Genomic DNA, 23,623 nt, shown 5'->3' with positions numbered 1-23,623 from the left:
CGTGCGCTCAGGCACTCAAGGCAGGATGTGGCGGGTGAAGCAGTTCGTTCTCGGAGCGGTGACGATGCTCGTCGCCCTCGTGCTCGCCGCCGTGGCCCTGCTGTGGTCCGTGGGAAGTCCCGGATCGGGGTCCGACGTCGCCGTGCCGACGGTGAGCGCGGCCCCGCGTCCATCCGCCCCGACCGACCTCGCCAAGGGTGAGACGTGGCTGGGAGACGTGCGCCTCACGAGCGCCCAAGTGGTGACCGGCGACGGTGGTCTGCGCGACGTCACCGCGATCGGGTCGGCGGTGACACTGACCGGCAACGGACTGCGCGCCGGCCGCCTCGACATCGACGCCGCCTTGCCCTTCGAGACGGCGGCTTCCCAGATCGGTGACGGCGTGACCCTGTATGCCGCGGATGGTGGACTCGCGGGACTGCGTCGCCGCGTGAGCGTGCTGGGTCAGGATGTCGAGGTGCGGGCGACCGGTCAGGTGCGCGCCGTCGACGGCCAGCTCGTCATCACCCCCGAGACGATCGACCTCGACGGGCCCGACTGGCTCGACACTGCGGCGTCGGCGATAGTGCGGCGGCTCGTGACGATCCGGCACACGGTTCAGGGCGTCCCCGACGGGATGGCCCTCACTGCGGTGTCGGTGCAGGCCGACGGGTTCCGCGCCCACCTGCGTGGCGACGACGTCACCATCACGCGCTGAAGTCCATCACTCAGCCTTCAGGGCCAAGGGTGCGAGTGGCCCGTGCCTCCAGCGCCCGAGCAGCAAGATCCGCATCCGCCGGATAGGTCACCTCTTCGAGTGAGAGCCCGTGGGCCGGCATCACCTTGACCCGTGGGTCCCTGGCGCGAGCCGTGAGGATCTCGCGCGGGAAGGCAACCGGCGCCCGCCCCATGCCCACCGGCACCACAGATCCCACGAGAGCACGAACCATGCTGTGGCAGAACGCATCCGCGACGACCGTCGCCTCCAGTGTCCCGTCGGCCACACGCTTCCACGTGTAGGTGAGAAGTGTGCGCACCGTCGTCGCTCCGTCGCGCTTCTTGCAGAAGGCCGCGAAGTCATTGAGTCCCTCGAGCCTTCGCGCTGCCTCATCCATGGCACCGACGTCGAGGCTGTCCCTCACGACAACGGTGTCGCGTCGGCGCAGCGGATCGAGCACGCCGGCGTCGTCACAGATGCGATACACGTAGCGACGCTGCAGGGCGGCAAACCGCGCGTCAAAACCTTTGGGGGCGAGCACCACGGACCGCACGACGATGTCACCGGGGACGATCCCACCCAGCTTGGCCCGGGCCGCTTCCTCGGGGGTCCGGTCTCCGCGTCCCGGCACGAGCGCCCAGGCCACTGGATCGACGTCGGCGTGGACGACCTGACCGCGCGCGTGCACTCCGGCGTCGGTGCGCCCAGCGACGGTGAGCCGCACCGGTTCTGGCGCCCGGAGCAACGTCGTCAGCGCTGCCGACAACTCCCCCTCGACGGTCCGTCGTCCCGGTTGCGCGGCCCAGCCCGAGAAGTCGGTCCCGTCATAGGCGAGGTCGATCCGCACTCGCAGCACTGTCATGATTCGGCAGCCTAGAACACTGGAGCCGCACGACCTCTCTCCCCCACTCGCGCCCGGTCCCGGCACTCCTTAGGGTCGTGTCCATGGATCGCCCCGCCCCGACCGAAGCCCTGGCCAACCGCGACGCCATCCTGAGGGCGTTCATCGGGGCTGACGGTCGCCTCTCGAGCATCCCCACCAAACTGACGAAGCGCCTCGTCATCCTCGACCACATCGCCCAGTCCTTCGAGCCCGGCATCCGCTACACCGAGGCCGAGGTCAACGACGTCATGCATCAGTTCCACCCCGACCACGCTGCCCTGCGCCGCTACCTCGTCGAGAACGAGCTTCTCGAACGCGACGCGGGCGTCTACTGGCGAGCCGGCGGCACCACCAGTTCCTGAGCGAGCGCCTGTGCGGCCCTGCAAAGCGACTGAATGCCCGTTCGCCGCTGGCTGGGCCTGGCGGGAGCGCGGAGCGCGGCCAGCGCGCGCAGCGCGGATGGGACTGCGGCGAACGGGCATTCGGTCGCGGAGCGCATGTGCGCGGCCTGTCGCGGAGCAAAGCGAACGGGCCGTCCACCCGTGAGGGTGAACGGCCCGTTCGAACAGCGCAAAGCAGGGTCAGGCGTTGTCGTCCTCGACCTGCTGCTTGGCCTCGCCACCAGCCGGCTCGAACCCGGCGGCCTGGGCGTCCTCGGCCGATGCGAACCAGAACTCGGCGTCGGTCTGGTCGTACCACTGCGAACCCTCGACGTGGTACTTGCCGGAGTCGGCGTTGCCCTTGACGGTGTGACCCTCAGGAGCGGAGCCGTCCTCGTTGGAGGCGACGGCACCCTTGGGCAGCTCGACAGCGGCAGCAGCCTCGGTGGCCTCGGACTCGTGCGCGGCGTCCTCAGCAGCCTTGGTCTCGACAGCTGCGGCCTTGGCCTCGTCCTGCTTGGCCGCACGCTTGGTCGCGCCCTCGGCCTCCTTGACGGTGGCCTTCTTGGCAACGGGCTCGCGAACGAGCTCGATGACCGCCATGGGGGCGTTGTCGCCCTTGCGGGGACCGATCTTGGTGACGCGGGTGTAGCCACCGTTGCGGTCGGCCATGTCAGGCGCGATCTCAACGAAGAGGCGGTGGACGACACCCTTGTCGCGGATGACCGTCATGACCCGGCGACGGGCGTGAAGGTCACCGCGCTTGGCGAACGTGACGAGACGCTCGGCGAGCGGACGAAGGCGCTTGGCCTTGGTCTCGGTCGTCGTGATCGAGTCGTGCTCGAACAGCGACGTCGCGAGGTTCGCCAGGATGTGACGCTCGTGAGCCGGGCCGCCTCCGAGACGGGGACCCTTGGTGGGGGTAGGCATGTCTTTATCTCCTAGGGGTTAAGTCAGCGTCAGAGCTGCTCGTCCTCGGCGAACGACGCGTCCTCTGCGTCGTCGGCGTCGGCGAAGCTGAACTCGTCGTCGTAGGAAGCGATCTGGCTCGGGTCGAAGCCGGCGGGGCTGTCCTTCAGGGCGAGACCCATGCCGTGGAGCTTGGCCTTGACCTCGTCGATGGACTTCTGACCGAAGTTGCGGATGTCGAGCAGGTCCGCCTCACTGCGGCCGACGAGCTCACCCACGGTGTGGATGCCCTCGCGCTTGAGGCAGTTGTAGGAGCGGACCGTGAGGTCGAGGTCCTCGATCGGCAGGGCGAGGTCCGCGGCGAGCGCGGCATCCGTCGGCGACGGGCCCATGTCGATGCCCTCGGCCTCGACGTTGAGCTCACGGGCGAGGCCGAAGAGCTCGACGAGGGTCTTGCCGGCGGAAGCGAGTGCGTCACGCGGGGTGACGGCCTGCTTGGTCTCGACGTCGAGGACGAGGCTGTTGAAGTCGGTGCGCTGCTCGACTCGGGTCAGCTCGACCTTGTAGGTGACGTTGAGGACCGGGCTGTAGATGGAGTCGACCGGGATGCGGCCGATCTCCTGGTCACCGGACTTGTTCTGCTGCGCCGAGACGTAGCCGCGACCGCGCTCGACGGTCAGCTCCATCTCGATGCTGCCCTTGTCGTTGAGCGTCGCGATGTGCAGGTCGGGGTTGATGACCTCGACACCGGCCGGCGGAGCGATGTCCGCGGCGGTGACGGCGCCAGAGCCCTGCTTGCGCAGGTACATGACAACCGGCTCGTCGTGCTCCGAGGAGACGACCAGACCCTTGATGTTGAGGATGATCTCGGTGAGGTCTTCCTTGACACCGGGGATCGTGGAGAACTCGTGGAGAACGCCATCGACGCGGATGCTCGTCACGGCGGCACCAGGGATGCTCGAGAGCAGGGTGCGACGAAGGGAGTTCCCGAGCGTGTAGCCGAAGCCAGGCTCGAGGGGCTCGATGACGAAACGGCTCCGGTGTTCGGAGATGACGTCCTCGGTGAGGATCGGACGCTGTGCGATGAGCACGGTGATTTCCTTCCCACGGGCGACCGCTATATGACGCCTCGTGAAACTGCCGGGGTCAAACCCGGCTGTCCAGCCCACCTCTGTCTGTGGTCAGGACGAACAGTTGGTATGCCGTGTGCGCACTTCCCACGCTGAGCGTGGGACCCGGCGCACACGGCATACCAACTGTGTGAATCAGTTCTTCGAGTAGAACTCGACGATGAGCTGCTCGGTCAGGATCGAGTCGATCTGCGCCCGGATCGGGAGCGAGTGGATCAGGATCTGCAGCGAACCCGGGACGACCTGGAGCCAGGCCGGGGTCGGGCGGTCGCCGAAGGTCTCACGCGCGAGCTGGAGCGGGAACGTCTCCACCGACTGCTTGCGCACGGTGATGAGGTCGTACTGCTCCACGCGGTAGGACGGGACGTCGACGCGCACGCCGTTGACCTCGAAGTGACCGTGCGTGACGAGCTGACGCGCGGCACGACGGGTGCGGGCAAGGCCCGCGCGGTAGATGACGTTGTCGAGTCGGGACTCGAGGATCGTCAGGATGTTCTCACCGGTCTTGCCGGGGCGGTTCGCCGCTTCCTTGTAGTAGCGGCGGAACTGCTTCTCCATGACGCCGTAGGTGAAGCGAGCCTTCTGCTTCTCCTGCAGCTGGGTGAGGTATTCCTTCTCCTGCATCCGGCGACGGCCGTGCTGACCGGGCGGGAAGGGGCGCAGGTCGAAGTTCTTGTCGCCGCCGACGAGGTCAACCCGCAGGCGTCGCGACTTCTTGGTGATGGGTCCGGTATAACGAGCCATGTTCTAGTTCTCTTTCCGTCTTCTCGCGGCGATCAGACGCGGCGGCGCTTGGGCGGGCGGACACCGTTGTGCGGCGCGGGGGTGACGTCCTGGATCGAACCGACCTCGAGGCCGGCTGCGGTCAGCGAGCGAATCGCGGTCTCGCGACCCGAACCCGGGCCCTTGACGAAGACGTCGACCTTGCGCATGCCGTGGTCCATCGCACGACGAGCAGCAGCCTCAGCGGCGGTCTGCGCGGCGAACGGGGTGGACTTGCGCGAGCCCTTGAAGCCGACCTGGCCGGCAGAGGCCCAGGCGATGACGGCACCGGCGGGGTCGGTGATCGAGATGATCGTGTTGTTGAACGTCGACTTGATGTGGGCCTGACCCACAGCGATGTTCTTCTTCTCCTTGCGGCGCACCTTCTTGGCGCCGGCTACACGGCCCTTGGGAGGCATTACTTACCAACCTTCTTCTTGCCGGCGACGGTGCGCTTGGGGCCCTTGCGGGTGCGCGCGTTGGTCTTGGTCCGCTGACCGTGGACGGGGAGGCCGGAGCGGTGGCGCCGACCCTGATAGGACCCGATCTCGACCTTGCGGCGGATGTCGGCCTGGACCTCACGGCGGAGGTCACCTTCGACCTTGAGGTGCTCGTCGATCCAGTCGCGCAGTGCGACGAGGTCGGCGTCGGTGAGGTCCTTGACGCGGACGTTGGGGTCCACTCCGGTGGCCGCGAGGGCCTTCTGCGAGCTGGAGCGGCCCACACCGAAGATGTAGGTCAATGCGATCTCGACGCGCTTCTCGCGCGGAAGATCGACTCCTTGGAGACGTGCCATCTTGTGATGGTTCCTGTTCTGGTGTTCCGGAGGTCTGGTGCAGTCGCCGGTCCGCGGTGTGGTCCACGAGGTCGTGGTTCCCCGGTCCTCGGCCTCCGGGCCGAGGGTGACGTCCCGTGCTCACCTCTGCAGGTGACACAAACGGGGGTCGGGCGCTGCGTTCTCAATCATTCACTTGTGCGTGTTCTCGAAGCTGTGGCCTCGTGCAAGTCCCGACTGCTCAGGACGATCAGGCTGTGATTAACCCTGGCGCTGCTTGTGGCGCGGGTTCTCGCAGATGACCATGACCCGACCGTTGCGGCGGATCACCTTGCACTTGTCACAGATCTTCTTGACGCTCGGCTGAACCTTCATTGCCTCTGCTGTCTTGTCGATCCTCCCGACACGGCGGAGGCCGGACGGGTTCTTGCTGTGGATGCTGCTGCTGTGCGGGCGTACCCGGTCAGCGGTAGCGGAAGACGATGCGGCCTCGGGTCAGGTCGTAGGGGCTGAGCTCCACCACCACGCGGTCCTCGGGGAGGATCCGGATGTAGTGCTGACGCATCTTGCCCGAGATGTGCGCGAGCACCTTGTGACCGTTGGTGAGCTCCACGCGAAACATCGCGTTGGGGAGCGCCTCAACGATGGTGCCCTCGATCTCAATGACGCCGTCCTTCTTGGCCATACCCTCTCAATCCTTTGCTGATCCCACCCTGGGTGCGGCACGAAGCCACCAGTGAAACCATGGAGATGTGGTTCGTGGTTGTTTTCAGGCAAGCCTGAAAACACACGAGACCGACGATCCATCCTACGGGAGGGCGTGCTGAGCACGAAATCCGCGTATGCCGTTCGCTCACCTCCTGTGGGCACGGCGCACCTTCTCTTCGCTCGCTGCGACGAAAGTCGTACGACGCAGGGTCCCGGGGTCCGATGCGGCGCCTGCGGCGTGCGGCGACACTGGGCGACATGAACGTTCGCATCGCCGTCGTCGGTGACCCAGGCCAGGAGCAGGACCAGCAGGCACTCGCCCGAGCGCGAGCGCACTCCGTCGGCCCGGCCGCCGACCTCGAATGGTCGCCGTTTGCCCCGTGGGAGATCGCGGACGACAGCCTCGCCTGGTCCGACGCGCTGTGGTTGATGGCCTGGCCGCAGGACGCCGAGTCCGAATCGGTGCGCCGAGCCACGTGGGTGGCACACCAGCAGGGCACACCGGTCGTGGTCTCCCCCACCGAGCCACCGCCCTGGTTCGTCGCACACGCACGTCAGCGGGCGGCATACCGGATCCGTGGTGAGGTCGAGCGGACGACAGCCGCGGAGCTCGAGGCGGCCGAGCGCGAGCCGCGGACGTATGTCCACCAGATGCGCGGACCACGCCACCGCTGGTGGCGCCCTCTGGTCGCGCTCGCCGTCGCCGTCGCTGTCCTGATCGTCTGCCTCATCGCGTTGTTGGTGCCCAGCGGCCTTGCCGGCCTCCTCGACAGTGAGGACACGCTCATCGACCCTCTGAACCCATGGTCGGCGCTGGTCAACAACCTGCTTCTGGCGAGCCTCATCCCGGCGACTCTCATCGGGGTCTGGGTGGGGTTCCGGCGGAGTCCTTGGCGCATTCTCTCCGTGGCCGGGCGGATCCGGTGGGGCTGGCTCGGGTGGTGCGTCCTCGTCGTCACTCCACTGTGGGCTGCCTATCTCGCCGTGAGCTGGGTGGTCTTCGACCAAGAGGTCCTCGACCGCCCCGACCAATGGGTCGCCCTCCTCGCGGTCACGCTGTTCACTACTCCCCTGCAGGCGGCAGGTGAGGAACTCGCCTTCCGGGGCGGCCTCGTCCAGGGGGTCGGGGCGTGGTTCCATTCGCCCGTGGTGGCGCTCGTCGTCACCACCGTCCTGTCGACGGCGTTCTTCGTGGCGGCCCACGGCTCCGCCGACCCGTGGATCATCATCGAGCTCGGTTCGTTGGCGGTCGCCGGTTGCTGGTTGGCCTGGCGCACGGGTGGGCTCGAGGCCGTCATCGTGCTGCACATCGTCAACAACCTGCTGATCATGACGAGCGGGATCCTGTTTGGAGGGCTCGAGGAGTCGTTCGTCGACGGAGAGAGCGCCGGTTCACCTGTCTCTGCGGGGATGAACGTCGTCGCCACGGCTTTGGTGACCGCGGTCCTCCTGTGGTTGGCCCGCCGTCGGGGCGTCGCTCCGGCAGGTTGGCGCACTTCCGCGCTGGGCTGAGCTCCGTTCGGTCAGTGCCCGAACGCGTCGAGGATCCTGCTCGCGGCGTCGACGGCGCTGAGCTCTCCCGACCTGACCGCGGACTCGATGGCGGCACGCTGCTCCTTCACGCTCGGCGCAGCGCGCACCGCATCGGTGAGGTGCGCGTCGATGAGGGCCCACATCCAGTCCTGCTGCTGCTGGGCCCGCCGGACCTCGAGAGACCCCTCCGACTCGAGGTGGGCGCGGTGCTCGAGCACCGCCGCCCACACGTCGTCCAGCCCCGTCCCGGTCAGCGACGAGCAGGTGAGCACCTGCGGACGGCGCACATCAGCCCCGGGCAGCATGAGCCGCATCGCGGACGTGAGGTCCTTTGCCGCACCCTTGGCCGCCATCTCACCGTCACCGTCGGCCTTGTTGACGGCGATGACGTCGGCGAGCTCGAGGATGCCACGCTTGATGCCCTGCAACTGATCGCCGGCGCGGGCCAGAGTCAGCAGGAGGAACGTGTCGACCATCTCGGAGACGGCGATCTCGTTCTGCCCGACCCCGACGGTCTCCACAATGACGACGTCGAACCCGGCCGCCTCGAGGACGAGCATCGACTCGCGGGTCGCACGGGCCACTCCCCCGAGATGGCGCCCGCTGGGGCTCGGCCGGACGAACGCCTGGTCGCTGGCGCTGAGCTCACCCATCCGCGTGCGGTCACCGAGAATCGAACCGCCCGTGCGCCGCGAGCTCGGGTCGACAGCGACGACCGCGACCTTGTGCCCTGCGTCGATCAGACGTGTGCCCATCGCGTTGATGAACGTCGACTTGCCCGCCCCCGGAACACCCGAGATCCCCACTCGCACCGCGGAACCCGTGTATGCCGTGAGCTCGGTGAGGAGCGCCCGTGCCCGTTCTCGGTGGTCGGGTCGGGTCGACTCGACCAGCGTGATCGCGCGGGCGATGTGGGTCCGCGAGCCTGCGCGGACCCCGTCGAACAGCTCGTCGGTCACGCGCCGGCCCGGTCGGCACCATGCAGCCGCGCGCGCAGATCGCCGATGAGGCTGATGGCCGCGGTCGAGATGACCGTGCCCGGCGGATAGATGGCGTCGGCGCCGGCGGCCCGCAGGTCGTCGAAGTCCTGGCTGGGGATGACACCACCGACGACGATCATGAGATCCTGACGGCCGAGCGCGTCGAGCTCTCTGCGCAGCGCGGGCACGAGGGTCATGTGACCAGCAGCGAGCGACGAGACACCGACGACGTGCACGTCGGACTCGACGGCCTGGCGCGCCACCTCGGTCGGCGTCTGGAAGAGCGGGCCCACATCGACGTCGAAACCGAGGTCGGCGAACGCGGTGGAGATGACCTTCTGTCCTCGATCGTGACCGTCCTGGCCCATCTTGGCGACGAGGATGCGTGGACGGCGACCTTCTGCCTCCTCGAACTCCACGACGAGCTCCTGCGCCCTGCGCACGTTGGCGTCGGAGCCTGCTTCGTCGGAGTACACGCCACCGATCGTACGGATCTGGGCGGTGTAGCGACCGAACGCCTCCTCCATGGCGGCGGACATCTCGCCGACCGTGGCCATGGCGCGGGCCGCGTCGATCGCGAGTGCCAGCAGGTTGGTGTCCAGCGTCCCGTCGGAGCCTTCACGCGCGGCGGCCGTCAAGCGCTCCAGGGCCGCACGGCATACGTCGTCGTCGCGCTCCGCGCGCAGTCGCTCGAGCTTGGCGATCTGACTCGCACGCACTGCAGCGTTGTCGACCTTCAGCACCTCGAACGGCTCATCGTTGTCGGGGATGTAGCGGTTGACGCCGATGACCGGCTGCTGGCCGGAGTCGATCCGGGCCTGGGTGCGCGCCGCGGCCTCCTCGATGCGCATCTTGGGGATGCCGGCCTCGATCGCCTTGGCCATCCCACCGGCTGCCTCGACCTCTTCGATGTGCGCCCACGCCCGCTCGGCGATGTCATGGGTCAGCCGCTCGACGTAGGCCGAACCGGCCCACGGGTCAATGGTGCGCGTGGTGCCGGACTCCTGCTGGATGACGAGCTGGGTGTTGCGGGCGATGCGCGCGCTGAAGTCGGTCGGCAGTGCGATGGCCTCATCGAGAGCGTTGGTGTGCAGGCTCTGCGTGTGGCCCTGTGTCGCGGCCATCGCCTCGATGCAGGTGCGCACGACGTTGTTGTAGACGTCCTGGGCCGTGAGCGACCAGCCACTGGTCTGACAGTGGGTGCGTAGGCTGAGCGACTTCGGGTTCTTGGCGCCCTGCTCCTCGACGAGCCGCGCCCAGAGCAGGCGGGCCGCGCGCATCTTGGCGACCTCCATGAAGAAGTTCATGCCGATGGCCCAGAAGAAGGACAGCCGCGGTGCGAAGCGGTCGACGTCGAGCCCGACCTCCTTGCCTGCGCGGAGATACTCGATGCCATCGGCGAGCGTGTAGGCCAGCTCGAGATCCTGCGTGGCCCCGGCCTCCTGCATGTGGTAACCCGAGATGGAGATCGAGTTGTAGCGCGGCATCTTCTCGGAGGTGAACGCGAAGATGTCGCTGATGATGCGCATCGATGGCTCGGGCGGATAGATGTAGGTGTTGCGGACCATGAACTCCTTGAGGATGTCGTTCTGGATGGTCCCGGAGAGCTTCTCGGGCGCGACGCCCTGCTCTTCGGCCGCGACGACGAAGAGCGCGAGGACGGGGATGACCGCGCCGTTCATCGTCATCGACACCGACATCTGGTCGAGCGGGATGCCGTCAAAGAGGGTGCGCATGTCATAGATCGAGTCGATCGCGACACCGGCCATGCCGACATCGCCCTCGACGCGCGGGTGGTCGCTGTCGTAGCCGCGGTGGGTCGCGAGGTCGAAGGCGACGCTCAACCCCTTCTGGCCCGCAGCCAGGTTGCGCCGATAGAAGGCGTTGGACTCCTCGGCGGTGGAGAACCCGGCGTACTGGCGGATCGTCCATGGCTGGTTGACGTACATCGTCGGGTAGGGCCCGCGCAGGTAGGGCGGCGCTCCAGGGATGGTCTCGAGGAAGTCGAGCCCTTCGAGGTCGGCATCGGTGTAGAGCGGCGACACCTCGATCTGCTCGGGTGTGAGCCACGTCTGAGTCCCAAGGTCGGGCGTCTCGGCGTCGCCTGCGGGAAGGCCGTCACCGAGGTCGACGCTGGTGAAGTCGGGGATCGAGCTCATGCGGGAGCTCCCATCTCGTCGAGGAGGGCGGAGAGGAAGGCGACGACGTCCATGTCCTTGGCGACACCCTCGTAACCTTTGTCAGTTCCGTCCAGGGCAGCGCCGGACCCGCCCTCAGCCTCGACCGCGTCGATGCCTGCGACGGTGAGCAGGTTGACGGCATCGATGCGACGGTCGGCGGCGCGCGGCACGTTGAGAGTCGGGACAGTGACGCGGGGCGCGTGTCCATGCTTCGTCGCGTAGGCCGCAGAGCGGTCGCGGAGCGCTTCAAAGATGGTCGAGTCCCGGTGTGGCACAACAGCGTTGGCCCCAAGGACCAACTCGACCCGAGGTGCGCGCTCGAGCGGTTTCTCGCCGCCAAGCGGGAACGTGCTCACGCCGGTGATCGGCGTGGCACGCGTGGCCAGGGCCCTGTCACGCTCGACGACAGCAGCCGAGATCCGTTGTGCGACAAGGTCGCTCGCCAGAGCATCGGCCATTCCGCCAGCGGCCTCAATCTCCTGAAACGTCGCCCACGCGGCCTTCGCCAGGTCATCGGTCAGCGTTTCGACATACCAGGAACCACCCGCGGGATCGGTGACCCGCGCAACGTTGGACTCCTCGGCCAGGAGGATCTGCGTGTTGCGGGCAATGCGCCGAGAGAACGGAGTCGGCAGTCCGGACACCGTGTCGAACGGCAGCACGGTGATGGCGTCGGCGCCACCCAGGCTCGCCCCGAAGGTCGCGAGGGTGCTGCGCAGGATGTTGGTCCAGGCGTCGTCGCGGGTGAACATGCGTGCCGAGGTCACGGCGTGGGTGAACGCGCCCCGCGACTTCTCGTGGACCCCGACTCTCTCTCCGATGCGCGCCCACGCGCGACGCAGCGCACGCAACGCGGCCGCCGTGAGGAACTGGTCGGCGCTGGCACTCACCCGGAACTCGATGTGGCGGAAGGCTTCGGTGACGTCGATGCCCTCGGCCTCGAGGTGACGCAGATAGGCCACTCCGGTCGCGAGCGCGAACGCGACCTCGTCGGTCACCGTCGCGCCAGCATCGGCGTGGACGCGGGTGTCGACCGTGATCGCTCGGATCTCGCCGTGGTCAGCGAGCCTGCGGATCGCGTCGGCCAACGGGGTGAGGTCGAGCGCCGAGCCGGTCCGCGCCGCAGCGCCGAGCGGGTCGTGGCCGAGGTTGCCGGAGCTGGCACGCGAACCGGACAGGACGGCATACAGGGCATCCGCGGCAGCGGCCTGCGCATCCCACGACGAAACGACGACGGGCGCGAGGTCGAGCTGGACGTCGGCAAGCGCTTCGGCGACATCGGCCGGCGCCAGGCCGTCGGCACCGACGTGGAGCCAGACGGAGGTGACGCCGTTCTCGAGGTCGCCGAGGACGAGTTTGCGCGTCGTCGGGGCGTCGGGGTCGTCGTGGACCTGACGCACGTCCCAGGGGACGTCGGCGTCGCGCACTGCGCGTCCACGGGTGAAGGGCATGGCGCCGGGCACACCGAGTGGCACCGGATCGGACGCCTTCGTATAGAGCGGTTCGATGTCGAGTCCACCCTCGAGATGCGACCGCATCGAGGCAACTGCATCGTCACCGCTGAGGTGCTGATCCTCGGGTCGCCCCTTGTTGACCACGCCAGCGACGAGGTCTCGCCACTCCTCCTGCGTCCGCTCCGGGAAGTGTGCCGCCAGCGCCATCGGCGCGGGCCGCTTCGGGGCCACCGTCATTCACTGCTCCTCAGCCGATCGGGTCAGTCCGCACCTGTCGTGAGGTCTGCGAACTTCCCGTCACCCTACCGGCGCAGCGGCCCAGCCCCCACGAGAGTTTGGGCACAACAGTGTGGTCAGGCAGTGGCCTTCGACACCATCGATTCGTATGCCGCCCGCAGCCTTTCGCTCGCCCGTGGGCCAACGCTCGGTGGCAGGGGGGTGTCGAGGTGGTGCGCGCGCAACTCGTCCATGAGCTCGGCGACCATCGTCGGGCCACCCTCTTCCATGAGCTGCTGGCGGATGGTCAGCTCTGGTGTGGTCTCGCGGTGCGCCCGACCCCACGTGCCAAAGGCGACGAGAACCGGCAAGGTCTGGATTCCGGCCTCGGTGAGCGTGTAGCGCGCGCGTTGACCGCGTGTCGCGTCGTCGCGCGTGAGCAACCCGGCGGCGACGAGGGACTTGAGCCGCGACGAGAGGACGTTGCTCGCGATCCCTTCGTCGGAGCCGGTCAACAGTTCGCGGAAGTAGCGACGGTCGCCGAACATCATGTCGCGCAGGACGATGAGGCTCCACGGGTCGCCGAGCGCCTCGACCGCTGCGTTGATGGGGCACCCCGATCGTGGCTCGCTGCGCATCGCGTTCCTCCTCAACGTGTCCGGCAAAGTGCTTGCGAAGTGCAACCAGACTACTCTACCGTGAGGTAGTGATTGCACAACGCAACCACCCTCAGTCCCAGGAGATGCCATGTCCATCGTTCGCGTCATCGGGTTCACCATCTCGCTCGACGGCTTCGCCACGGGAGAGGGTCAAACTCTCGAGAACCCTTTCGGCCACGCCGGTGCGCGCCTCCACCAGTGGATGTTCCCGCCCGAGACGGGCGGCGAGACCCGTGCGCAGTTCGGCGTTGACGGGGCCCTGTCCAAAGTCAGTTACGACGACGGCTCAGTCGGGGCCGAGATCATGGGGCGCCGCAAGTTCTGGCCCGAGCCCGGGCCGTGGACCGACGACACCTGGCGCGGGTGGTGGGGAGAGAATCCCCCGTTTCACACACCGGTATTCGTCATGACCCATCACCCGCACGAGTCGATCGAGATGCAGGGCGGGACGACCTTCCACTTCGTCGATGGCACGCCCGAGGAGGTCCTGGCCCGGGCCCGCGAGGCCGCCGGTGATCTGGACGTCCGCATCGGCGGGGGCCCGACCATCGTCCGTGACTTCCTCAGAGCGGGACTCATCGACGATCTTCACCTTGTCATCGCGCCGATCGTCCTGGGCCGGGGTGAGTCCCTCTGGGCGGGGTTGGAGGGTATCGAGTCAGACTTCGACGTCCAGACCACGAACTCGGCCAGGCCCGGCTTCGTCCACCAGTTCTGGCAGCGCAAGGGCCTGAGCCACCCTCAGGAACCGAGTGTCTCCTGATGGGGCGCCTGCGCTACGGAATGCTGGTCTCCCTCGACGGCTACGCAAAGGATGCATCAGGCTCCTTCGACTGGGCGGCACCCGACGACGCGCTCCACGCCTATGTCAACGAGCGCGAGGGCGACGTCCGCACCTACGTCTTCGGCCGCGGCATGTGGGAGACGATGCGCTACTGGGAGAACCCGCCCAGCTCCGGCCTCACCGCCCCCGAGCACGAGGAGTTCGCGGCGATCTGGAAGCAGGCCGACAAGATCATCGTGTCCACGACCATGGCTCCGCCGCAGGAGCCCCGCACCGAGTTCTGGGACCACCTCGACCTCAACCGGCTGGCGACCCTCGTGCAAGAGGCGCCCACGGATGTGAGCATCGGCGGCCCGACCCTCGCGGCCCACGCGCTGAAGGCCGGACTGGTAGACGAGATCACGGCCTACGTCATGCCGCATCTCGCCGGCGGCGGACTGCCCTGGCTGCCCGAAGGATTCACGAGCGCCCTCGAATTGCGAGAGCAACGTGCCTTCGACAGCGGCGCAGTCGCTCTCGTCTATGACGTCACGAGGAGCGAGCCATGATCATCGTGACCGGGCACCTCGTCGTGGATCCGGCCGATCGCGACCGGGTGGTGGAGCTGTCACGTGAGGCGGTTGTCGCTGCCCGAGCCACGACGGGCTGCATCGACTTCGCCGTGAGCACCGACTCAGCCGAGCCCGACCGGGTCAACATCAGCGAGCGGTGGACCGACCGCGAGGCACTCGACCGCTTCCGCGGCAGCGGCCCCGAGGGTGAAGTCGGTGGCCTCATCCGCAGCTTTGCGGTCGACGAGTACGAGGTGACCTCGGACGATTCGGGAGCGGACGGCATACGCGCGCTCCTTGACGCACGCGTGGCCGCCGTCGGGGCTAAGGATCTCGACGGGCTCAGTTCCCTGCTGGCGCAGGACCTCGAGTCCTTCAACGTCCTCCCCCCGCACCGGGCGCAGGGGCGCGAGCCCGTCCTCGAGGCCGCACGCGGTTGGTTCGACGGCTACGCCTCCGACATCGGGTACGACGTCCACGACCTCAGGATCGCCACCTCTGGTGCCGTGGGGTTCGCGGCGTTCCTCTACCGCGTCAGCGGCACCCTCACCAGTGGCGACGAGGTCGTCATGTGGGTGCGAGCCACCCTGGGGTGTGAGCGCCGCGACGGCCGCTGGGTCGTCACCCACGACCACGAGTCCGTGCCCTGGGACGCCGAGACGGGTCAGGGCGTGCTGACGTTGTGAGCCGTCGTCAGTCGCGCCAGCCGAGCCCGGGGGCCACCTGCGTGAGGATGCTCTCGAGGACGTGGGCGTTGTAGTCCACACCGAGGGTGTTGGGGATCGTCAGGAGCAAGGTGTCAGCCGCCGCGATGGCCTCGTCCTGCGCCAGCTGGCGAACCAACTCGTCCGGCTCTGCCGCGTATGACTTCCCGAATCGAGCGAGCCCACCGTCGATCATGCCGACCTGGTCGGTGCTGCGCCGGTCTGCCCCGAAGTAGGCATGATCCTGTGCCGTCACCAGCGGGAAGATACTGCGGCTCACCGACGTCCGCGGGGTGCGTTCGTGCCCGGCTTCACGCCACGCCTCATGGAACAGGCTGATCTGCTCGGCCTGCAGCTGATGGAAGGGCACCCCCGTGTCCTCGGTGAGCAACGTCGAGCTCATCAGGTTCATCCCCTGCTGGGCGGTCCACACGGCAGTCGCGCGACTCCCGGCACCCCACCAGATGCGGTCGCGCAGACCTTCGGAGTGTGGCTCGACGCGCAGCAGTCCCGGCGGGTTGGGAAACATGGGTCGCGGGCTCGGCTGAGCGAAGCCCTCTCCGTCCAGCACCGTGAGGAACTCGGCCGTATGCCGTCGCGCCATGTCGGCGTCGGACTCACCTTCGCGCGGATCGTGCCCGAAGTGGCGGTAGCCCTCGATGACCTGCTCGGGCGATCCCCGGCTGATGCCGAGCTGGAGTCGTCCCTGCGCGATGAGGTCTGCCGCTCCCGCGTCCTCGGCCATGTAGAGCGGGTTCTCGTAGCGCATGTCGATGACACCCGTGCCCAGCTCGATCCTGCTGGTCCTCGCACCCGCGGCGGCGAGCAGCGGGAAGGGCGATGCGAGCTGCTGGGCAAAGTGGTGCACCCGGAAGTAGGCCCCGTCGGCCCCCACCTCCTCGGCCGCCACCGCCAGTTCGATCGACTGCAGCAAGACGTCGGAAGCCGTGCGGACTGCCGACTGCGGGTGGGGGTTCCAGTGTCCGAAGGACAAGAATCCGATGCGCTTCATACCTGCATTCAACACCGGGGATCGGGGTGCATTCCTCGCGGCGAACTCAGCTTCGGTCAGGCCAACGGTGCGTAGTTCGCGCCAAGCTCGCGCAGCTTGGCCTCGCCACCATCGACCGCAGTGAGGACCCACAGCCCTTGCGACGTCGCGGCCACGGTGTTCTCCCAGTGGGCGGCCCGGGAGCCATCGTTGGTGACGACGGTCCAGTCGTCCTCGAGCACGCGGTTCGCCTCGGCACCCAGGGTGATCATCGGCTCGATCGCGATCGTCGTGGCGTCGACCACGGTCGGCCCCTTGCCACTGACGCGGTAGTTCGGGACCTGCGGGTCCATGTGCATCGAGGTGCCGATGCCGTGACCGACGTAGTCCTCGACGATGCCGTACTCACGCCCACGCCGCTCCCCCGCTGAGGTGATGCTGTCCTCGACGGCCTCGCCCACGGCATACAGGCTCTGGCCCACCGCGAGGGCCGCGATGCCGGCCCACATCGAGGCCTCGGTGTCGTCGATGAGTTCGAGATCCTCGGGACGACCGGCCTCACGACCACCGACGATGACCGAGATCGCTGCGTCGCCGTGCCAGCCCTCGATGATCGCGCCACAGTCGACAGAGAGCAGATCGCCCTCGACCAAGGTCCGGGGTCCCGGGATTCCGTGCACGACCTCCTCGTTGACCGAGGTGCAGAGAGTGCCGGTGAAGCCGTGGTAGCCAAGGAAGCTCGGGACGCCACCGCCATCACGGATGTGGGCGTCTGCCAGGGCGTTGAGGTCCTGGGTCGTCATGCCCGGCTGCACGGAGTCGCGAACCAGCTCGAGGGTCTGTCCTACGAGCAGGCCAGCTGCCCGCATGAGCACCACTTGCTCATGAGTCTTGGCCTCGATGCGCTCACGTCCGAACAGTCCCATGGACGGCAACCTACAGCGGCGCCTCCCGCTCCCCCGAATTCCGGGTCAGCGAGAGGCGTCGATGGCAGATGGCGATCAGGACCGTGCGGGAACCTCGTCGAGATCGAGGACCTTGCGGTGGAGAGTGTCTAGAAGCCCGCGCAGCTCGATCGCTGCTGCGTCGCCGTCGATGACGACGCCCTCGGTGCTCAGCTGCTCCGGGAAGCTCAGTCCGATCTCGCCCACGACATCCGCCTTGACGTGCGTGAGGACCTTGGTGAGGTCGGCCGCCGCGTCGCTGGCACCCGACCAGCCGTAGCCGACGATCGCCACGGGCTTGGAGTCCCACTCGGCGAAGAGGTAGTCGATCGCGTTCTTGATGGGCGCCGGGAAGGATCGGTTGTACTGCGGGGTCACGACGACGACCGCATCGGACTCGAAGATCTCGCTGGCCCACGCCTGGGTGTGCGGCTTGGCGTAGTTGCCCTTCATCGGCATGTCCTCCTCATCGAAGAAGGGGAGGTCGATCTCGGCGAGGTCGAGGATCTTGACCTCCCACTGCTCGGCGGCAGCCTGCTCGCTCACCCACTGGGTGACCTTGTGGCCGATGCGGCTCGGGCGGGTACTGGAGACGATGATGCGCAATTGATTCACATTTCAACCAACAGGTAATGCGGCCCGTCCATTCCGGACGCGCCTCGCCCGTTGTTCGGATGAGCAAACCTAGGCTGGCTCACATGGACCGCGAACGCGAGAATCTCACGGCCGCACTGGCCACGACGCGGCGACATGTGCTGCGCCAGTTGGACGGGCTCGACGAAGACGCCCTACGGCGCCCCGTGCTGCCGTCGGGCTGGAGCGTGCTGGGCCTGGTCCGCCACCTCACACTCTCGGACGAGCGCTATTGGTTCGAGGTCGTCGTCGCCGGTGGGACGTTCGACTGGTGGCCCGACGGCGACAACGGCGACTGGCGCGTCTCGCCCGACGAGTCCGCTGCACAGGTTGTCGCGGCCTACCGTGCCGCGATCGCCGCATCTGACGCGATCATTGCCGACCGCTCCCTCGACTCAGCACCGCAGCATCGCGAAGCCGACTGGGAGGCGGGCGACTTCCCCGAACTGCGCGACATCCTCCACCACGTCATCATCGAAACCGCGACGCACGCCGGCCAACTCGATGCAGTGCGTGAGTTGCTCGACGGCCGCCAATACATCGTGCTCTGACCCAGGGACAGACGAAGGCGGCGTATGCCGGGAACTCACGTTCCCGGCATACGCCGCCTTGTGTTGTCCGTGGGTCAGCGGTGTCTTTGGGTCAACTCAGCGCGGTGATGATCCGCTCGGTGACCTCGTCGACCTCGCCCAGGCCGTCGACCTCGACGAGCAGTCCGCGCTCGGCGAAGACGTCGGTCAGCGGCGCAGTCTCGCGCCGATAGATGGCCTGGCGCTCACGGATGACGTCTTCGGTGTCATCGGCGCGGCCCTCGATCTCGGCACGCTTGAGCAGCCGCCCGACGACTGCGTCCTCGTCGACCGTGAGTGCGAGCACGTGGTCGAGGCCGTGGTCGTGCTTGGCGAGCATCGCGTCGAGCGCGGTCACCTGGCCGGTCGTGCGCGGGTAGCCGTCGAGCAGGAAGCCCGGCTCGCAGTCGGCCTGCGACAGGCGGTCCTCGACGATGGCATTGGTGATGTCGTCGGAGACGTAGCCACCGGAGGCGGTGATCTCCTGGACCTGCTTGCCGAGGTCCGTGCCGTTCTTGATGTTGGCACGGAAGATATCGCCGGTGGAGATCGCCGGGATGCCGAAGTGCTCTGCAATGCGGGCAGCCTGCGTGCCCTTGCCAGCTCCGGGCGGGCCGAGAATGATCAGACGCATTAGCGGAGGAACCCTTCGTAGTGACGCTGCTGCAGCTGGGACTCGATCTGCTTCACGGTCTCGAGACCGACACCGACGATGATCAGGATCGAGGTGCCACCGAACGGGAAGTTCTGGTTGGCGCCGACGAGGACGAGGGCGATGAGCGGGATGATCGAGATCAGCGCGAGATAGATCGCACCCGGAACGGTGATGCGGGTGAGGACGTACTGAAGGTATTCGGCCGTGGGTCGCCCGGCGCGGATACCCGGAATGAAGCCGCCGTACTTCTTCATGTTGTCGGCAACCTCGGTGGGGTTGAACGTGATCGACACATAGAAGAACGTGAAGAAGAGAATGAGCGCGACGTAGGTGAGTGCATACACCCATGTGTCGCCACCTGCGAAGTTGGTGTCGATCCACTGCACCCAGCCCGGCGAGGACCCATCGGCCTTGCGGTTGAACTGTGCGAGCAGAGTCGGCAGGGCGAGCAGGGAGCTGGCAAAGATGACCGGGATGACACCGGCCATGTTGACCTTGAGCGGGATGTAGGTCGAGGTGCCGCCGTAGACGCGTCGGCCCACCATGCGCTTGGCGTACTGGACGGGGATCCGTCGCTGGCTCTGCTCGACGAAGACGACGAGGGCGATGATGACGAAGCCCATGAGGATGATCCCCAGGAAGATGTCCCAGCGACCCTCCCGCTGCTGGATCGCCCAGAGCGCACCGGGGAACGTGGCGGCGATGGACGTGAAGATGAGGATCGACATGCCGTTGCCGACGCCGTGGTCGGTCACGAGCTCACCGAGCCACATGACGAGGCCAGTGCCCGCGGTCATCGTGAGCACCATGATGAGGATCGTGACGATCGAGTCGTCGGTGAGGATGTTGGTGCACGCGGGGTTGTTGAACAGCTGCGAGGGGTTCTGCGCGAACGTGATGAAGGTCGCCGACTGCAGCACCGCCAACGCGATCGTCAGATAACGCGTGTATTGCGTCATCTTCGCCTGCCCCGCCTGCCCCTCCTTCTTGAGCGTCTCGAACTTGGGGATCACCACCGTCAGAAGCTGGACGATGATGCTCGCCGTGATGTAGGGCATGATCCCGAGCGCAAAGATCGACAACTGGAGCAGGGCTCCACCACTGAAGAGGTTCGCGAGGCCGAGCAGGTCGTTGGCCTCCCCCGCACCCTCCTGGCACGCCTGGATGAGCGAATAGCTCACCCCGGGCGTCGGCACCTGGGCGCCCAGACGGTACAGAGCGATGATCCCTAGTGTGAACAGGATCTTCCTGCGCAGGTCGGGCGTCTTGAACGCGCGGCCGAAAGCGGTGAGCACAGGTCCTCCAGGTGGGCGGCAGCTGCCGCGTCAGTGGTGATCGACGAACAAAGATACCCCGGCGTCGTCTGCGGTCGGCGACCGCAGTCTTCTCAGGGGGTCAAACGACGTATGCCGCAAGGCGAGTTCCCGGATTGCCTCCGGGAACCGCGCCCTGCGGCATACAAGTCAAACGACGGGTCAGGCAGAGTCGCCTACGACGGCCGAACCGCCTGCCGCCTCGATCTTCTCCTTGGCGGAGGAGGAGAACTTGTTGGCAGTGACGTTGACGGCGACCGTGATCTCGCCGGTGCCGAGCACCTTGACGAGCTCGCCGTCACGAACGGCACCCTTGGACACGAGGTCCTCGACACTCACGTCTCCACCGTCAGGGAAGAGAACGGACAGCTTGTCGAGGTTCACGACCTGGTAGTGGGTCTTGAACGGGTTCTTGAAGCCGCGAAGCTTCGGGAGACGCATGTGGAGGGGGGTCGAGCCACCCTCGAAGCGCTCCGGAACCTGGTAACGAGCCTTGGAACCCTTGGTACCACGACCTGCGGTCTTACCCTTCGAGCCCTCACCACGACCCACACGGGTCTTGGCGGTCTTGGCTCCCGGGGCGGGACGCAGGTGGTGGACCTTGAGCGCTGAGGCCTGCTTGGCCTCAGCCTGCGGTGCTGACTTGTTCTCAGCCATGATCACTCCACCTCCTCAACGGCAACGAGGTGCGTCACCGTCTTGACCATCCCGCGAATCTCGGGACGGTCCTCCTTGACGACGACGTCGCCAATGCGCTTGAGACCGAGGCTGCGCAGCGTGTCACGCTGGTTCTGCTTGCCGCCGATCCCCGAACGGGTCTGGACTACCTTGAGTCGAGCCATCACGCACCTGCCTTCGCCTCGGCGATGCCGGCAGCCTGGGCGCGGAGCATCGCAGCGGGAGCAACACGGTCCACGGGCAGACCACGGCGGGCAGCAACGGCCTCCGGACGCTCAAGCTCCTTGAGAGCCTGCACGGTCGCGTGGACGATGTTGATCGCGTTGGACGAACCAAGGCTCTTGGAGAGCACGTCGTGGACACCGGCGCACTCGAGAACCGCACGCACCGGACCACCGGCGATGACGCCGGTACCGGGGCTTGCGGGACGGAGCATGACGACGCCAGCCGCGGCCTCACCCTGGACGGGGTGCGGGATCGTGCCTTGGATGCGCGGGACCTTGAAGAACTCCTTCTTGGCCTCCTCGACACCCTTGGCGATCGCGGCGGGAACTTCCTTGGCCTTGCCGTAGCCGACACCCACGGTGCCGTCTCCGTCACCGACGACGACGAGGGCGGTGAAGCTGAAGCGACGACCACCCTTGACGACCTTGGACACGCGGTTGATGGTCACAACCCGCTCAAGGTACTGACTCTTCTCGGCCTCGCGGCCACCACCGCGGCGGTCGTCGCCGCGGCCACCGCGACGGTCGCCGCCACGGTTGTCGCTGCGCTCGCCGCCGGCAGCGTTCGCGGTTGCGGGACCGGTGCCTCGACGCTGGGGTCCTGGCATCAGATGTTCCTTCCAGAAACGGTGTGGTTCAGAGTGTTCTTCGCGCGGGTCACAGTGACAGCCCACCCTCGCGGGCGCCATCGGCGATGGCCGCGACGCGACCGTGGTACTTGTTGCCACCACGGTCGAACACGACGGCCTCGACACCGGCAGCCTTGGCGCGCTCGGCCACGAGCTCGCCGACCTTCTTGGCCTTGGCGGTCTTGTCGCCCTCGAAGGAGCGCACGTCGGCCTCCATCGTCGACGCGGATGCGACGGTCTTGCCCGCGGTGTCATCGACAACCTGGACGAAGACGTGACGCGACGAGCGCGAGACGACGAGACGGGGACGCACTGCCGTGCCCGCGACGTGCTTGCGGAGACGAACGTGGCGACGGCCGCGCGCGGCGACCTTGCCCTTGGCACGCTTGATGATCATTGCCATGGCCTACTTACCAGCCTTTCCGACCTTGCGGCGGATGTGCTCGCCGGCATAACGCACGCCCTTGCCCTTGTAGGGGTCAGGCTTGCGGAGCTTGCGAATGTTGGCGGCCACCTCACCGACGAGCTGCTTGTCGATGCCCTCGACCTGGAACCTGGTGGGGTTCTCAACGGTGAAGGTGATGCCCTTCGGCGCCTCGACCGTGATCGAGTGCGAGTAACCGAGTGCGAACTCGAGCGAACCGCCCTTGTTCTGCACGCGATAACCAGTGCCGTGGATCTCGAGCTTCTTGACATAACCCTCGGTGACACCGAGAACCATGTTGTTGATGAGCGAGCGAGTCAGGCCGTGGAGCGAACGCGACTCGCGCTCGTCATTGGGCCTGGAAACCTGGACCTCACCATCAGTTTTCTCAACCTGGATCGGCTGAACCACCGTGTGCGCGAGTTCGCCCTTGGGACCCTTGACCTTGACGGTCTGGCCCTCGACGTTGATCTCGACACCGGAGGGGATGGCAACCGGAAGACGTCCGATGCGCGACATGTCAGATCCCCTTACCAGATGTAGGCGAGGACTTCCCCACCCACACCCTTGCTAGCGGCCTGCCGGTCTGTGAGCAGACCGGACGACGTCGAGATGATGGCGACACCGAGCCCACCGAGAACCTTGGGAAGGTTGGTGGACTTGGCGTAGACGCGAAGTCCAGGCTTGGACACGCGACGCACACCGGCGATGGAACGCTCGCGGTTGGGGCCGTACTTCAGGTTGACGGTCAAGGTCTGTCCGACCTCGGCGTCCTCGACGGTCCAGCTGGCGATGTAACCCTCGGCCTCGAGGATCTCCGCGATGTGCGACTTGAGCTTGCTGAACGGCATGGCGACCGTGTCCTTGTGCGCCGAATTGGCGTTCCGGACGCGGGTCAACATGTCCGCAATCGGGTCAGTCATTGTCATTGGGCTTCTCCGCCCTCTCTCACCGTGGTTTCATCCGGGGCTGCTGCTCCGGCTGACCTTCGATGTAGATGGTTTTGGGGTATGCCGCGAGTGCGGCGTGGTCTCGGCTGCGCCTCGACCGGGATGGCTGAGTCAGCCGTGGTCACCAAGAAGACTTCGTGATACCGGGGAGCTCGCCGCGGTGGGCCATCTCCCGGAAGCAGATTCGGCACAGGCCGAACTTGCGGTACACGGCGTGGGGACGGCCGCAACGCTGGCAGCGCGTGTAGCCGCGCACCTTGAACTTCGGCGTCTTGTTCGCCTTGTTGACAAGAGCAGTCTTCGCCATC

31 protein-coding genes are annotated in these 23,623 nt (G+C 66.9%); 7 read left to right on the top strand and 24 right to left on the bottom strand.

What is annotated here, in order from left to right; genetic code table 11:
• The first annotated feature begins 34 nt into the window (after nucleotides 1–34).
• Nucleotides 35–697 carry an LmeA family phospholipid-binding protein gene (locus V6K52_RS05580; protein WP_353952895.1) on the top strand — a complete coding sequence of 221 codons (663 nt, stop codon included), beginning with the start codon at nucleotides 35–37 and terminating at the stop codon, nucleotides 695–697.
• Between the two features lie 10 nt (nucleotides 698–707).
• Here the strand turns inward: V6K52_RS05580 and V6K52_RS05575 are convergent, their stop codons facing one another.
• Entirely contained in the window at nucleotides 708–1,559 is an 852-nt protein-coding gene (locus tag V6K52_RS05575; protein ID WP_353952894.1) for a tRNA pseudouridine synthase A, read from the bottom strand.
• An 83-nt stretch (nucleotides 1,560–1,642) separates the two neighbouring features.
• Here V6K52_RS05575 and V6K52_RS05570 point away from each other — a divergent pair, with 83 nt between their 5' ends.
• Nucleotides 1,643–1,942 (top strand): DUF2087 domain-containing protein, encoded by a 300-nt coding sequence (locus V6K52_RS05570; protein ID WP_353952893.1) that lies wholly within the window; start codon nucleotides 1,643–1,645, stop codon nucleotides 1,940–1,942.
• 219 nt (nucleotides 1,943–2,161) lie between these two features.
• Here the strand turns inward: V6K52_RS05570 and rplQ are convergent, their stop codons facing one another.
• The 7 genes from rplQ to infA all read right to left on the bottom strand — a co-directional run bounded on the left by rplQ (nucleotide 2,162) and on the right by infA (nucleotide 6,221).
• Nucleotides 2,162–2,890, bottom strand: coding sequence for a 50S ribosomal protein L17 (gene rplQ, locus V6K52_RS05565; protein WP_353952892.1), 729 nt, complete (start codon nucleotides 2,888–2,890; stop codon nucleotides 2,162–2,164).
• Nucleotides 2,891–2,919: 29 nt separating this feature from the next.
• Entirely contained in the window at nucleotides 2,920–3,960 is a 1,041-nt protein-coding gene (locus V6K52_RS05560; RefSeq protein WP_353952891.1) for a DNA-directed RNA polymerase subunit alpha, read from the bottom strand.
• Between the two features lie 174 nt (nucleotides 3,961–4,134).
• Nucleotides 4,135–4,743, bottom strand: a complete 609-nt coding sequence (gene rpsD / locus V6K52_RS05555) for a 30S ribosomal protein S4 (RefSeq protein WP_353952890.1) — start codon at nucleotides 4,741–4,743, stop codon at nucleotides 4,135–4,137.
• A 32-nt stretch (nucleotides 4,744–4,775) separates the two neighbouring features.
• On the bottom strand, nucleotides 4,776–5,180 hold the full coding sequence (gene rpsK / locus V6K52_RS05550; RefSeq protein ID WP_353952889.1) for a 30S ribosomal protein S11: 405 nt from the start codon (nucleotides 5,178–5,180) through the stop codon (nucleotides 4,776–4,778).
• Nucleotides 5,180–5,557, bottom strand: coding sequence for a 30S ribosomal protein S13 (gene rpsM, locus V6K52_RS05545; RefSeq protein WP_353952888.1), 378 nt, complete (start codon nucleotides 5,555–5,557; stop codon nucleotides 5,180–5,182). Before rpsM ends, rpsK begins: the two co-directional genes overlap by 1 nt.
• Nucleotides 5,558–5,797: 240 nt before the next feature.
• On the bottom strand, nucleotides 5,798–5,911 hold the full coding sequence (rpmJ, locus tag V6K52_RS05540; protein ID WP_009775928.1) for a 50S ribosomal protein L36: 114 nt from the start codon (nucleotides 5,909–5,911) through the stop codon (nucleotides 5,798–5,800).
• Nucleotides 5,912–5,999: 88 nt separating this feature from the next.
• Complete coding sequence (gene infA / locus V6K52_RS05535; protein ID WP_006946284.1) at nucleotides 6,000–6,221, bottom strand: translation initiation factor IF-1; 222 nt, start codon at nucleotides 6,219–6,221, stop codon at nucleotides 6,000–6,002.
• Nucleotides 6,222–6,502: 281 nt separating this feature from the next.
• Between infA and V6K52_RS05530 the strand changes: the two genes are divergently transcribed.
• Nucleotides 6,503–7,756 carry a CPBP family intramembrane glutamic endopeptidase gene (locus V6K52_RS05530; protein ID WP_353952887.1) on the top strand — a complete coding sequence of 418 codons (1,254 nt, stop codon included), beginning with the start codon at nucleotides 6,503–6,505 and terminating at the stop codon, nucleotides 7,754–7,756.
• 11 nt (nucleotides 7,757–7,767) lie between these two features.
• Here the strand turns inward: V6K52_RS05530 and meaB are convergent, their stop codons facing one another.
• The 4 genes from meaB to V6K52_RS05510 form a co-directional block, all read right to left on the bottom strand.
• Entirely contained in the window at nucleotides 7,768–8,736 is a 969-nt protein-coding gene (gene meaB / locus V6K52_RS05525) for a methylmalonyl Co-A mutase-associated GTPase MeaB (RefSeq protein ID WP_353952886.1), read from the bottom strand.
• Nucleotides 8,733–10,916: a methylmalonyl-CoA mutase gene (scpA, locus tag V6K52_RS05520; protein ID WP_353952885.1), complete on the bottom strand. Its 2,184-nt coding sequence runs from the start codon at nucleotides 10,914–10,916 to the stop codon at nucleotides 8,733–8,735. The genes meaB and scpA overlap by 4 nt, the downstream gene beginning before the upstream one ends.
• Entirely contained in the window at nucleotides 10,913–12,628 is a 1,716-nt protein-coding gene (locus tag V6K52_RS05515; protein ID WP_353952884.1) for a methylmalonyl-CoA mutase subunit beta, read from the bottom strand. The genes scpA and V6K52_RS05515 overlap by 4 nt, the downstream gene beginning before the upstream one ends.
• A gap of 116 nt (nucleotides 12,629–12,744) precedes the next feature.
• Complete coding sequence (locus V6K52_RS05510) at nucleotides 12,745–13,245, bottom strand: helix-turn-helix domain-containing protein (RefSeq protein ID WP_353952883.1); 501 nt, start codon at nucleotides 13,243–13,245, stop codon at nucleotides 12,745–12,747.
• A gap of 109 nt (nucleotides 13,246–13,354) precedes the next feature.
• On the opposite strand from V6K52_RS05510, the gene V6K52_RS05505 reads away from it, so the two are divergent.
• From V6K52_RS05505 to V6K52_RS05495, 3 genes are read left to right on the top strand one after another with little or no spacing between them, the layout of a single operon-like run.
• Nucleotides 13,355–14,029 carry a dihydrofolate reductase family protein gene (locus V6K52_RS05505; RefSeq protein ID WP_353952882.1) on the top strand — a complete coding sequence of 225 codons (675 nt, stop codon included), beginning with the start codon at nucleotides 13,355–13,357 and terminating at the stop codon, nucleotides 14,027–14,029.
• Nucleotides 14,029–14,598 carry a dihydrofolate reductase family protein gene (locus V6K52_RS05500; protein WP_353952881.1) on the top strand — a complete coding sequence of 190 codons (570 nt, stop codon included), beginning with the start codon at nucleotides 14,029–14,031 and terminating at the stop codon, nucleotides 14,596–14,598. The genes V6K52_RS05505 and V6K52_RS05500 overlap by 1 nt, the downstream gene beginning before the upstream one ends.
• Nucleotides 14,595–15,287 (top strand): nuclear transport factor 2 family protein, encoded by a 693-nt coding sequence (locus tag V6K52_RS05495; protein ID WP_353952880.1) that lies wholly within the window; start codon nucleotides 14,595–14,597, stop codon nucleotides 15,285–15,287. The genes V6K52_RS05500 and V6K52_RS05495 overlap by 4 nt, the downstream gene beginning before the upstream one ends.
• A gap of 7 nt (nucleotides 15,288–15,294) precedes the next feature.
• Here V6K52_RS05495 and V6K52_RS05490 read toward each other — a convergent pair whose 3' ends face one another.
• The 3 genes from V6K52_RS05490 to V6K52_RS05480 all read right to left on the bottom strand — a co-directional run bounded on the left by V6K52_RS05490 (nucleotide 15,295) and on the right by V6K52_RS05480 (nucleotide 17,855).
• Entirely contained in the window at nucleotides 15,295–16,317 is a 1,023-nt protein-coding gene (locus tag V6K52_RS05490; RefSeq protein ID WP_353952879.1) for an LLM class flavin-dependent oxidoreductase, read from the bottom strand.
• A gap of 56 nt (nucleotides 16,318–16,373) precedes the next feature.
• Entirely contained in the window at nucleotides 16,374–17,222 is an 849-nt protein-coding gene (gene map, locus V6K52_RS05485) for a type I methionyl aminopeptidase (protein WP_353952878.1), read from the bottom strand.
• A gap of 75 nt (nucleotides 17,223–17,297) precedes the next feature.
• Complete coding sequence (locus V6K52_RS05480) at nucleotides 17,298–17,855, bottom strand: NAD(P)H-dependent oxidoreductase (RefSeq protein WP_353952877.1); 558 nt, start codon at nucleotides 17,853–17,855, stop codon at nucleotides 17,298–17,300.
• An 83-nt stretch (nucleotides 17,856–17,938) separates the two neighbouring features.
• On the opposite strand from V6K52_RS05480, the gene V6K52_RS05475 reads away from it, so the two are divergent.
• Nucleotides 17,939–18,424 (top strand): DUF664 domain-containing protein, encoded by a 486-nt coding sequence (locus V6K52_RS05475; protein ID WP_353952876.1) that lies wholly within the window; start codon nucleotides 17,939–17,941, stop codon nucleotides 18,422–18,424.
• Nucleotides 18,425–18,515: 91 nt separating this feature from the next.
• Here V6K52_RS05475 and V6K52_RS05470 read toward each other — a convergent pair whose 3' ends face one another.
• From V6K52_RS05470 to V6K52_RS05430, 9 genes are all read right to left on the bottom strand, one after another.
• Nucleotides 18,516–19,076, bottom strand: coding sequence for an adenylate kinase (locus V6K52_RS05470; RefSeq protein ID WP_353952875.1), 561 nt, complete (start codon nucleotides 19,074–19,076; stop codon nucleotides 18,516–18,518).
• Nucleotides 19,076–20,392, bottom strand: a complete 1,317-nt coding sequence (secY, locus tag V6K52_RS05465) for a preprotein translocase subunit SecY (RefSeq protein WP_353952874.1) — start codon at nucleotides 20,390–20,392, stop codon at nucleotides 19,076–19,078. The genes V6K52_RS05470 and secY overlap by 1 nt, the downstream gene beginning before the upstream one ends.
• 180 nt (nucleotides 20,393–20,572) lie before the next feature.
• Nucleotides 20,573–21,067 carry a 50S ribosomal protein L15 gene (rplO, locus tag V6K52_RS05460; RefSeq protein ID WP_353952873.1) on the bottom strand — a complete coding sequence of 165 codons (495 nt, stop codon included), beginning with the start codon at nucleotides 21,065–21,067 and terminating at the stop codon, nucleotides 20,573–20,575.
• 2 nt (nucleotides 21,068–21,069) lie between these two features.
• A complete protein-coding gene (gene rpmD, locus V6K52_RS05455) occupies nucleotides 21,070–21,252 on the bottom strand; it encodes a 50S ribosomal protein L30 (RefSeq protein ID WP_009775947.1) in 183 nt (60 codons plus the stop codon).
• A complete protein-coding gene (rpsE, locus tag V6K52_RS05450) occupies nucleotides 21,252–21,920 on the bottom strand; it encodes a 30S ribosomal protein S5 (RefSeq protein ID WP_353952872.1) in 669 nt (222 codons plus the stop codon). Before rpsE ends, rpmD begins: the two co-directional genes overlap by 1 nt.
• 49 nt (nucleotides 21,921–21,969) lie before the next feature.
• The gene (gene rplR, locus V6K52_RS05445) at nucleotides 21,970–22,344 is read right to left on the bottom strand and encodes a 50S ribosomal protein L18 (protein ID WP_353952871.1); all 375 of its coding nucleotides are present in this window, start codon (nucleotides 22,342–22,344) and stop codon (nucleotides 21,970–21,972) included.
• A gap of 3 nt (nucleotides 22,345–22,347) precedes the next feature.
• Nucleotides 22,348–22,884, bottom strand: coding sequence for a 50S ribosomal protein L6 (gene rplF / locus V6K52_RS05440; protein ID WP_353952870.1), 537 nt, complete (start codon nucleotides 22,882–22,884; stop codon nucleotides 22,348–22,350).
• A gap of 11 nt (nucleotides 22,885–22,895) precedes the next feature.
• Nucleotides 22,896–23,294, bottom strand: coding sequence for a 30S ribosomal protein S8 (gene rpsH, locus V6K52_RS05435; RefSeq protein WP_353952869.1), 399 nt, complete (start codon nucleotides 23,292–23,294; stop codon nucleotides 22,896–22,898).
• 142 nt (nucleotides 23,295–23,436) lie between these two features.
• A complete protein-coding gene (locus tag V6K52_RS05430) occupies nucleotides 23,437–23,622 on the bottom strand; it encodes a type Z 30S ribosomal protein S14 (RefSeq protein WP_353952868.1) in 186 nt (61 codons plus the stop codon).
• Between the last annotated feature and the right edge of the window lies 1 nt (nucleotide 23,623).

This window comes from Knoellia sp. S7-12 (genome assembly GCF_040518285.1).
In the GTDB taxonomy this organism is placed as follows: Bacteria; Actinomycetota; Actinomycetes; order Actinomycetales; family Dermatophilaceae; genus Knoellia.
The sequence above is the reverse complement of the archived record's forward strand: the minus strand, read 5'-3'. Positions and strand labels throughout refer to the sequence as shown.

Coding starts and splice junctions, on each gene's coding strand:
- map (WP_353952878.1), bottom strand. CDS start 17,222: ATGGGACTGTTCGGACGTGAGCGCATCGAGGCCAAGACTCATGAGCAA.
- scpA (WP_353952885.1), bottom strand. CDS start 10,916: ATGAGCTCGATCCCCGACTTCACCAGCGTCGACCTCGGTGACGGCCTT.
- rpsM (WP_353952888.1), bottom strand. CDS start 5,557: ATGGCACGTCTCCAAGGAGTCGATCTTCCGCGCGAGAAGCGCGTCGAG.
- rpsD (WP_353952890.1), bottom strand. CDS start 4,743: ATGGCTCGTTATACCGGACCCATCACCAAGAAGTCGCGACGCCTGCGG.
- rplF (WP_353952870.1), bottom strand. CDS start 22,884: ATGTCGCGCATCGGACGTCTTCCGGTTGCCATCCCCTCCGGTGTCGAG.
- rpsH (WP_353952869.1), bottom strand. CDS start 23,294: ATGACAATGACTGACCCGATTGCGGACATGTTGACCCGCGTCCGGAAC.
- V6K52_RS05505 (WP_353952882.1), top strand. CDS start 13,355: ATGTCCATCGTTCGCGTCATCGGGTTCACCATCTCGCTCGACGGCTTC.
- V6K52_RS05475 (WP_353952876.1), top strand. CDS start 17,939: ATGGACCGCGAACGCGAGAATCTCACGGCCGCACTGGCCACGACGCGG.
- rplQ (WP_353952892.1), bottom strand. CDS start 2,890: ATGCCTACCCCCACCAAGGGTCCCCGTCTCGGAGGCGGCCCGGCTCAC.
- V6K52_RS05495 (WP_353952880.1), top strand. CDS start 14,595: ATGATCATCGTGACCGGGCACCTCGTCGTGGATCCGGCCGATCGCGAC.
- V6K52_RS05515 (WP_353952884.1), bottom strand. CDS start 12,628: ATGACGGTGGCCCCGAAGCGGCCCGCGCCGATGGCGCTGGCGGCACAC.
- rpsE (WP_353952872.1), bottom strand. CDS start 21,920: ATGCCAGGACCCCAGCGTCGAGGCACCGGTCCCGCAACCGCGAACGCT.
- V6K52_RS05500 (WP_353952881.1), top strand. CDS start 14,029: ATGGGGCGCCTGCGCTACGGAATGCTGGTCTCCCTCGACGGCTACGCA.
- V6K52_RS05575 (WP_353952894.1), bottom strand. CDS start 1,559: ATGACAGTGCTGCGAGTGCGGATCGACCTCGCCTATGACGGGACCGAC.
- V6K52_RS05510 (WP_353952883.1), bottom strand. CDS start 13,245: ATGCGCAGCGAGCCACGATCGGGGTGCCCCATCAACGCAGCGGTCGAG.
- rpsK (WP_353952889.1), bottom strand. CDS start 5,180: ATGCCTCCCAAGGGCCGTGTAGCCGGCGCCAAGAAGGTGCGCCGCAAG.
- infA (WP_006946284.1), bottom strand. CDS start 6,221: ATGGCCAAGAAGGACGGCGTCATTGAGATCGAGGGCACCATCGTTGAG.
- rpmD (WP_009775947.1), bottom strand. CDS start 21,252: ATGGCTCGACTCAAGGTAGTCCAGACCCGTTCGGGGATCGGCGGCAAG.
- rplR (WP_353952871.1), bottom strand. CDS start 22,344: ATGGCAATGATCATCAAGCGTGCCAAGGGCAAGGTCGCCGCGCGCGGC.
- rplO (WP_353952873.1), bottom strand. CDS start 21,067: ATGGCTGAGAACAAGTCAGCACCGCAGGCTGAGGCCAAGCAGGCCTCA.
- V6K52_RS05490 (WP_353952879.1), bottom strand. CDS start 16,317: ATGAAGCGCATCGGATTCTTGTCCTTCGGACACTGGAACCCCCACCCG.
- V6K52_RS05530 (WP_353952887.1), top strand. CDS start 6,503: ATGAACGTTCGCATCGCCGTCGTCGGTGACCCAGGCCAGGAGCAGGAC.
- rpmJ (WP_009775928.1), bottom strand. CDS start 5,911: ATGAAGGTTCAGCCGAGCGTCAAGAAGATCTGTGACAAGTGCAAGGTG.
- V6K52_RS05430 (WP_353952868.1), bottom strand. CDS start 23,622: ATGGCGAAGACTGCTCTTGTCAACAAGGCGAACAAGACGCCGAAGTTC.
- V6K52_RS05470 (WP_353952875.1), bottom strand. CDS start 19,076: ATGCGTCTGATCATTCTCGGCCCGCCCGGAGCTGGCAAGGGCACGCAG.
- V6K52_RS05570 (WP_353952893.1), top strand. CDS start 1,643: ATGGATCGCCCCGCCCCGACCGAAGCCCTGGCCAACCGCGACGCCATC.